The 7,633-nt window shown below is 64.8% G+C and carries 2 protein-coding genes and 1 pseudogene; 2 read left to right on the forward strand and 1 reads right to left on the reverse strand.

Annotated features, from left to right (window positions below):
- On the reverse strand, positions 1-6,099 hold a 6,099-nt coding region (locus AAG816_RS27135), incomplete at its 3' end, for an MBG domain-containing protein (RefSeq protein WP_341992839.1).
- A gap of 408 nt (positions 6,100-6,507) precedes the next feature.
- Here AAG816_RS27135 and AAG816_RS27140 point away from each other — a divergent pair.
- Positions 6,508-6,819 (forward strand): annotated as a pseudogene (locus AAG816_RS27140) (transposase); the annotation flags it as partial.
- A gap of 275 nt (positions 6,820-7,094) precedes the next feature.
- Positions 7,095-7,633 (forward strand): transposase (locus AAG816_RS27145; RefSeq protein ID WP_341992840.1); only part of this gene is annotated, 539 nt, incomplete at its 3' end.

A 7,633-nucleotide genomic window follows, 5' to 3' on the forward strand; every position in this document is an offset into this window, starting at 1 on the left:
GCCATAGACCATGCTCTGGCCATCCGCCGTCACCGTGAGCGGACGCGCCGTCACCACGACGTTGGCGCCGGTATAGGTGAGCGCATAGTTGGCCGAGGCCGCCAGCGTGCCCTGGGTGATGCCGTAGGTGCCCACATTGGAGGTCGAGCTGGCGGTCGTCGTGAGGGCACCGGTGAGGCTGTCGCCGTTCACCAGCCCACTGCCGCCCACCCCATAGGTCAGGGTCGGCAGGCTGTTGCCGTAGACCATGCTCTGGCCATCCGCCGTCACCGTGAGCGGGCGGGCCGTCACCGCGACGTTGGCGCCGGTATAGGTGATGGCATAATTGCTGTTGGCCAGCGTGCCTTGGGTAATGCCGTAGATGCCCACATTGGCCGTGGAGCTGGCTGTGGTCGCCAGGGCACCGGTGAGGCTATCGCCATTCACCAGCCCGCTGCCGCCCACCATATAGGTCAGCGTCGGCAGGCTGTTGCCATAGATCATGCTCTGACCGTCCGCCGTCACCGTGAGCGGGCGGGCCGTCACCGAGACGTTCGCGCCGGTATAGGTGAGCGCGTAGTTGGCCGAGGCCGCCAGCGTCCCTTGGGTGATGCCGTACGTCCCCACATTGGAGGTCGAGCTGGCCAATGTGGCCAGGGTACCGGTGAGGCTATCGCCATTCACCAGCCCGCTGCCGCCCACCACATAGGTCAGGGCCGGCAAGCTGTTGCCATAGACCATGCTCTGGCCATCCGCCGTCACCGTGAGCGGACGGGCGGTCACAGCGACGTTCGCGCCGGTATAGGTGAGCGCGTAGTTGGCCGAGGCAGCCAACGTGCCCTGGGTGGTGCCGTAGGTCCCCACGTTGGCCGTAGAACTGGCCAAGGTGGCCAGGGCACCGGTAAGGCTATCGCCGTTCACCAGCCCGCTGCCGCCCACCATATAGGTCAGCGTCGGCAGGCTGTTACCATAGATCATGCTCTGGCCATCCGCCGTGACCGTGAGCGGACGGGCGGTCACTGAGACGTTCGCGCCGGTATAGGTGAGCGCGTAGTTGCCCGAGGCTGCCAGCGTCCCCTGGGTGATACCGTAGGTCCCCACGTTGGCCGTGGAACTGGCCAAGGTGGCCAGGGCACCGGTAAGGCTATCGCCGTTCACCAGCCCGCTGCCGCCCACCACATAGGTCAAGGTCGGCAGGGAGTTGCCATAGACCATGCTCTGGCCATCCGCGGTCACCGTGATCGGACGGGCCGTCACCGCGACGTTCGCGCCGGTATAGGTGAGCGCGTAGTTGCTGTTGGCCAGCGTGCCTTGGGTAATGCCGTAGGTCCCCACATTGGCGCTGGAGCTGGCGAATGTGGCCAGCGCACCGGCGAGGCTGTCTCCGTTCACCAGACCGCTACCGCCCACCACATAGGTCAGCGTCGGCAGGCTGTTGCCATAGACCATGCTCTGGCCGTCCGCCGTCACCGTGATCGGGCGGGCCGTCACCGCGACGTTGGCGCCGGTATAGGTGAGCGCGTAATTGCCCGAGGCCGCCAGCGTGCCCTGGGTGATGCCGTACGTCCCCACGTTGGCCGTGGAGCTGGCTGTGGTCGCCAGGGCACCGGTGAGGCTATCGCCATTCACCAGCCCGCTGCCGCCCACCACATAGGTCAGGCTCGGCAAGCTGTTGCCATAGACCATGCTCTGGCCATCCGCCGTCACCGTGAGCGGGCGGGCGGTCACCGCGACGTTCGCGCCCGTATAGGTGAGCGCGTAATTGGCCGAGGCCGCCAGCGTCCCCTGGGTGATGCCGTAGGTGCCCACATTGGACGTGGAACTGGCCGTGGTCGCCAGCCCGCCGGTGAGGCTATCGCCATTCACCAGCCCGCTGCCGCCCACCGTATAGGTCAGGGTCGGGACGGCATTGCCGTAGACCATGCTCTGGCCGTCCGCCGTCACCGTGAGCGGACGTGCCGTTACTGAGACGTTCGCCCCGGTGTAGGAGGTGAGCGTGTAGTTGGCCGAAGCCGCCAACGTGCCCTGGGTGATGCCGTAGGTGCCCACATTGGAGGTGGAATTGGCCGCCGACGCCAGAGCACCGGCGAGGCTGTCCCCATTCACCAGTCCGCTGCCGCCAACCACATAGGTCAGGGTCGGCAGGCTGTCGCCATAAACCATGCTCTGGCTGTCTGCCGTCACCGTTATCGCACGCTGGCTCACGGTCAATTTGCCCGTGCCGTAATCCAAATAGGTGGTGCCGCCCGATCCTGACGTGGCGGTGAGGACATTCGCGTCGGAGTAATTATAAGCTCCCGCATTGGTTTGCGTCGTGATGGCGCTGCCCCAGGCGAGCGTCACATTGCTTGTCCCGACGCCCGTCATCGTGATGCTGGACGTTGAAGGGTTGGCGTCTCCGTAAACCTTGGAGGTATCTCCCGAGACCTTGACGTAATTGTCATAGAGCCCAGTCGACAGTGCGCGCAGCATCATGTAGCCGCCGTTCGCGCCCGTGGTGGACTTGCCCCAGACGCCCGCGAAATCCCAACCTGCGTCGATGAAGGTGAAGGGGTTCTGCGTCTGCGCCGTGGTCAGGCCGGTGACATCGGGTGTGGTGCCGGTGAAAAAAGCAACGCCGACACTTCGCCCCGTGGTATCCTTGTTCCAGAACGACTTGGTGATGGTGCCTTCATTGTTATACCCCACCAGCCCACCGAGATTGTTGCCGGTCCCCGTCACAAGGCCGGTCGCATAGGTGTAATTGATCGCGCCGGTGTTAATCCCCACCAGCCCGCCGACATTGTTACTTCCCGTCGCACTGCCCGTCGCATAGGCCTGGGTGATGGTGCCGCCAGTGTTATACCCCACCAGCCCACCGATATCGTCGCCGGTCCCCGTCACAAGCCCGGTCGCATAGGTGTAAGTGATCGTGCCGGTGTTAATCCCCACCAGCCCGCCGACATTGTTACTTCCCGCCACGCTGCCTGTCGCATAGGCCTGGGTGATGGTGCCGCCGTTGTTATACCCCACCAGCCCACCGAGATTGTTGCCGGTCCCCGTCACAAGGCCGGTCGCATAGGCCTGGGTGATGGTCCCGTAGGCCTGGGTGGAGGTCCCGTAGTTAAGGCCGACGAGCCCGCCGACATGGTTGCGACTTCCCGCCACGCTGCCTGTCGCATAGGCCTGGGTAATGGTGCCGCCATTATAGCCGTTCAGCCCGCCGACATAGCTGCCACTTCCCGCCACGCTGCCTGTCGCATAGGCCTGGGTAATGGTGCCAAGATTGTTGTACCCTACCAGCCCGCCGACGTAGGAACCGCCCTTCACACTGCCCCCGACGAGCCCGACATTGCGGATGGTCGAACCGTTGCCTATGGCGCCGAACAGACCGATATAATCCTCGCTCTGCCGGTCGATCGTCAGCCCGCTGATGACGTGGCCCTTGCCGTCGAAGGTGCCGGTGAACTTGTCCGAATTGGGCCCGATCGGCACGAAGCCGCCGGTACCCCAGATGCCGGCGGCAGTGGTGCCGGCGGTGGCCGAGGCGTCGAGATTGGCGGCGAGGACGTAGGAACCGGAGCGGTTGGTATCAATCAGCGCGAGCTGGTGCAGATTGCTGACGGTCGCAACCCCATTGACCACTGCGGCCGCCTCCCAGCGCCCGATCGGCCGCATGTCGGCGGACTGGTACCAATCGGTGGTGAAATCCCAGCCGGTATATGAGGATGACTGCCGTGCCTGCGCCGTGGTCAGGCCGGTAACTTCGGCCCGGTAGCCGACGGTGATGCCGCCGCCGATGCCGTTCGCCTGCCCGGTCGTCTGCGTGTCAAAGAATGAGGCGGTGATGGTGCCGTAGTTGTTCCCGGCCAGCCCGCCGACAAGGTTCTGACCCGTCACGGCGCCCGTGGCGTAGGCCTGGGTGATGGTGCCGCCATACACCTGCCCGACCAGCCCGCCGACAAAGTTCTGACCCGTCACGCTGCCCGTGGCGTAGACCTGGGTGATGGTGCCGTTGTTGATCCCGACCAGCCCGCCGACATTGTTGCCCCAACCCGTCACGGCGCTCGTGGCGTAGGCCCGGGTGATGGTGCCGTTGTTGTACCCGACCAGCGCGCCGACAGTGTCCGAGCCCGTCACGCGGCCGCCGACTAGGCCGACATTGCGGATTATCGAACCGAGGCCTGCGTATCCGAACAGCCCGACCCGCTCCTTCGTCGCCCAATTGATCGTCAGCTCGCTGATCACATGGCCCTGGCCGTCGAAGGTGCCCGTGAATGGTGAAACAGAATCCCCGATCGGCACGAGGCCGGCGCCGATGCCCCAGCCCGCCGTGGCGTCGGAGCCCGACGTGGCGGTGGCGTCGATGTCCCGGCTCAGCGCATAGGTGCCGGCAAGGTTGGTGTTGATGTCCTGAAGATTCCGAAGCGTGTTCACCAGCATGTAGGCGGTGAGGGTGGTGCTGGCCCCGGCGGTGCTCGAATAGTCGTTCGGGGACGCATAGCTTGTGGGATTGTAAAAGATCGACACGCCACCGGATGCCGTGGCGGTGACGCCCGCACCGAACGTCACCGTGCCCGTGCCGGTGCCGGAATTGTCGGACTGGAGCACGATGCTGGATCCCGTCCCGCCGGACAGGTTCGCATTCACCGCGATGTTGCCATAAGCGGAGAGGGTCAAGGTGGAGCCGCTGCTCCAGCTCACCGCATCCGCAACCGTGATGTTACCCGCCTGGGACCCGGCCGAGCCGGACCCGCCGGTGGTGACCGTGACATTGGCGCTGGAAAGCGCGTTCACCAGCGTCGCGACGGTGATGACGCTGTCATCGCCGGTCGGCGTCACGCCCGATGAGTTCGAGGCCGACCCATTCGAGATGGTGATGTTGTAGGGATCCAGCAACAGCGTGCCGAACGCGCCGCTGGCACCGCGCAGATCCGCCGTGCCGGTGAAGTCCAGCAACGCCTTGCCGGATACTTCTGCATCGCCGCCCGTGGTGAGGCCGGTGGCGGAGATGCTCCCGGCGAAGCTGGTCGCCTGATCCGACCACACCACCACCTTCCCGCCCGCGCCCTGCGAACCATCCGCCCGCAGGACGGCATCGGCAGCCACCGTCGTGGTCCGCGCTGTAGCTACGGTCTCGGGCAGATATTTGGACGCGGCATCTTTGCCGCCCTGAAAATCGCCGCCCACCAGCAAGGTGCCGCCGGTCGTGCCGCTCACATCCAGATCGGCCCCGGAGGCCAGGGCGATGTCGCGGCCGGTCACCACGATGGTGCCACCGCCGTCGCCCTCGCCGCGAGCGTCCAGCGAGGCGCTCACCTTCACCGCGCCAGCGGACACGCGGATCTCGCCGCCTTTTGCCTTGCCATTGGCGCTGGCGCCCCGCGCCGCCACCTTCTGGGAGACCTCCACGGACCCGCCATCGCCCGCGGTGAAGAAGATGCGCCCGCCCTTGCTGGCGACGCCCGTGGCCTTGGTGATGCTGGAGGTGTTGCCCGCCAGGGCATAGACATTGCCGCCATTGGCGCGCAGTTCCACTTCGGCGGCCTTGATCACCCCGGAGGTCTTGGCTTGCGTGTCCGCTCCGCCCACCTTGACCACGAACTTGCCGTCGGACAGCGCGCTGTCGCGCACCAGCACCTCATAGCCGGCGGCCAAGGCCGCCGTGCCGTTGGGCGCGGTGATGGTGCCGGCATTTTCCACCGTGCGGGCAATCAGCGCCACGTCGCCGCCCAGGGCGCCGATGCTACCGTAATTGATCACTGAGGCAGTACTGGTGCCCCTGAAGGTCAGGTCGCCGCCGGCCATGAAGGCAGCATCCGAAACGTCATGGGTGGAGGCGACGAAGGAGCCGCCGGTTGTGATCGTGCCCGTCGGCCCCACGGTGATGCCGTTGGGGTTCACCAGATAGACACTGCCGGTGGCGGTGAGTGCCCCATCGATCTGCGAGCGCGACAGGCCGGTGACCCGGTTCAGCGTCGCGCCGCTGCCGTTCTCGAAGCGCACGGCATTGCCGGCGCCGATGGAGAAGCTGCTCCAATTGACGATGGCATTAGGTGATGACTGCGTGATCAACACGCTGGTGGCGGAAGGCGAAGAGATCGCCGCCGCGCCGGACACTACGCTTCCCGCGGTGGGCATGGCGCCCGCCTGCTGCGCCAGCGCCCCCACCGGGAGGGAAGCTGAAAGAAATGCAACGCTCGTCAACAGGCTGACGACACGACGACCATGAGCTCGCATAACCACCGATCCTCGTCCCGGCACCCGCAGGAGTCGGCACCCCAATATAAGAGGTCGGGGCCCGGATACACATGAGCTTCATGTACAATCAAGCTCACATGCAACATCTCACGTCTAGCGAAATGGCTCAGAGTCCGCATGGGCTATACGTCTCAAGACTAGTCTATACGTCTCAATTTGATGCGTTTCAAAATCAACGAAAATCATCCCGGATTGATGAGCTCATTTTTGTAACTGCTCACGTGGTTGGCAAAAAAGGCTTGCGCCGGGAGTCGAGATTTGAGTCACCCTTTGCCTGGCACCGCCCCCGCTTCATGTCCTGAGACAACCACGCGCACCAACAGTGCCATCCATTCGCAGTGGGTATTTCTCTCGGACAAGGCCGTCTTGCACAAGATCGCCACGCGTCGCGCGCGCAGTGTCGCCGAGGACGTCCTGAGCGGTCATCAGCCCGAGGTGTGGGTGTCTCATCACTATGCAGGCCAGCAGGAACTGGGCAAAGAGCACCAAGTCTGCCTCGCCCATGTGTTGCGCGATGTTCAATACGCCATCGACAGCGGCGTCACGGTCCTCGCCCCAAAAATCCGCGATCACCTGCGATGGGCAATCCGCGTTGGCAAGGGGCGGCCCGCCATGGCTCGCGTCAGACTTAAGGGGCTCAACTCCCGCTGTAAGGTGCTCGCGGATGGCACCGAGAAAACCTACTACTACGCCTGAAAGGGCGGCCGCCCCCCCCTGTCTGTTGAAGCTGTGAGAGAGTGATGGTGCGGAAGGGAGCCCGTCCCCCCCGAGGGTGTGCAGCCCGTGCGGGAGCAAGGGTCCCTTCCGCTTTCGCTGAACCCTGAACAGTTGCTTGGGACTGCAGATCCCGCACGACATGGACAGGAGCCATCACCATGCCACAGCCCGTCATCGGCTGCGATCTGTCGCGCGCTTTCCTCGACCTCTGCGTTCTGCCGTCCGGCCAGACGCTGAGAATCCCCAATACCCCGGATGCTATCGCCGCCTGGGCCGCCGAGATCGAGGGCGATACCCTTGTCGTCTTCGAGGCCACAAGCGGCTGTGACGGCCATCTCATTGCCGCCCTGACCGAGCGGAGCCACCCATTCTCCCGCGTCAATCCCCGCCAAGCCCGAGAGTTCGCCAGGGCCTCCGGCGTCCTGGCCAAGACCGACAAAGTCGATGCCCGAGTGCTCGCCCAGATGGGTCGTGCCCTCAGCCTGCCGGTCACCATCCCGGTCAGCGCCGCCCGCACCCAACTTGCCGATTTCCTACGTCGTCGCAGACAGTTGGTCGAGATGCGCAAGGCTGAAAAGTTGCGTCGCCACAGCGCCGGCCAGGAGGAGATCGGCGCCCAGATCGAGGCGATGATCGAGCTGCTCAGTTCTCACATCACACAGATCGACCGGCGCATCGCTGGCTTGACACCGAGGAC

Source organism: Azorhizobium sp. AG788 (genome assembly GCF_943371865.1).
Taxonomy (GTDB): Bacteria; Pseudomonadota; Alphaproteobacteria; order Rhizobiales; family Xanthobacteraceae; genus Azorhizobium.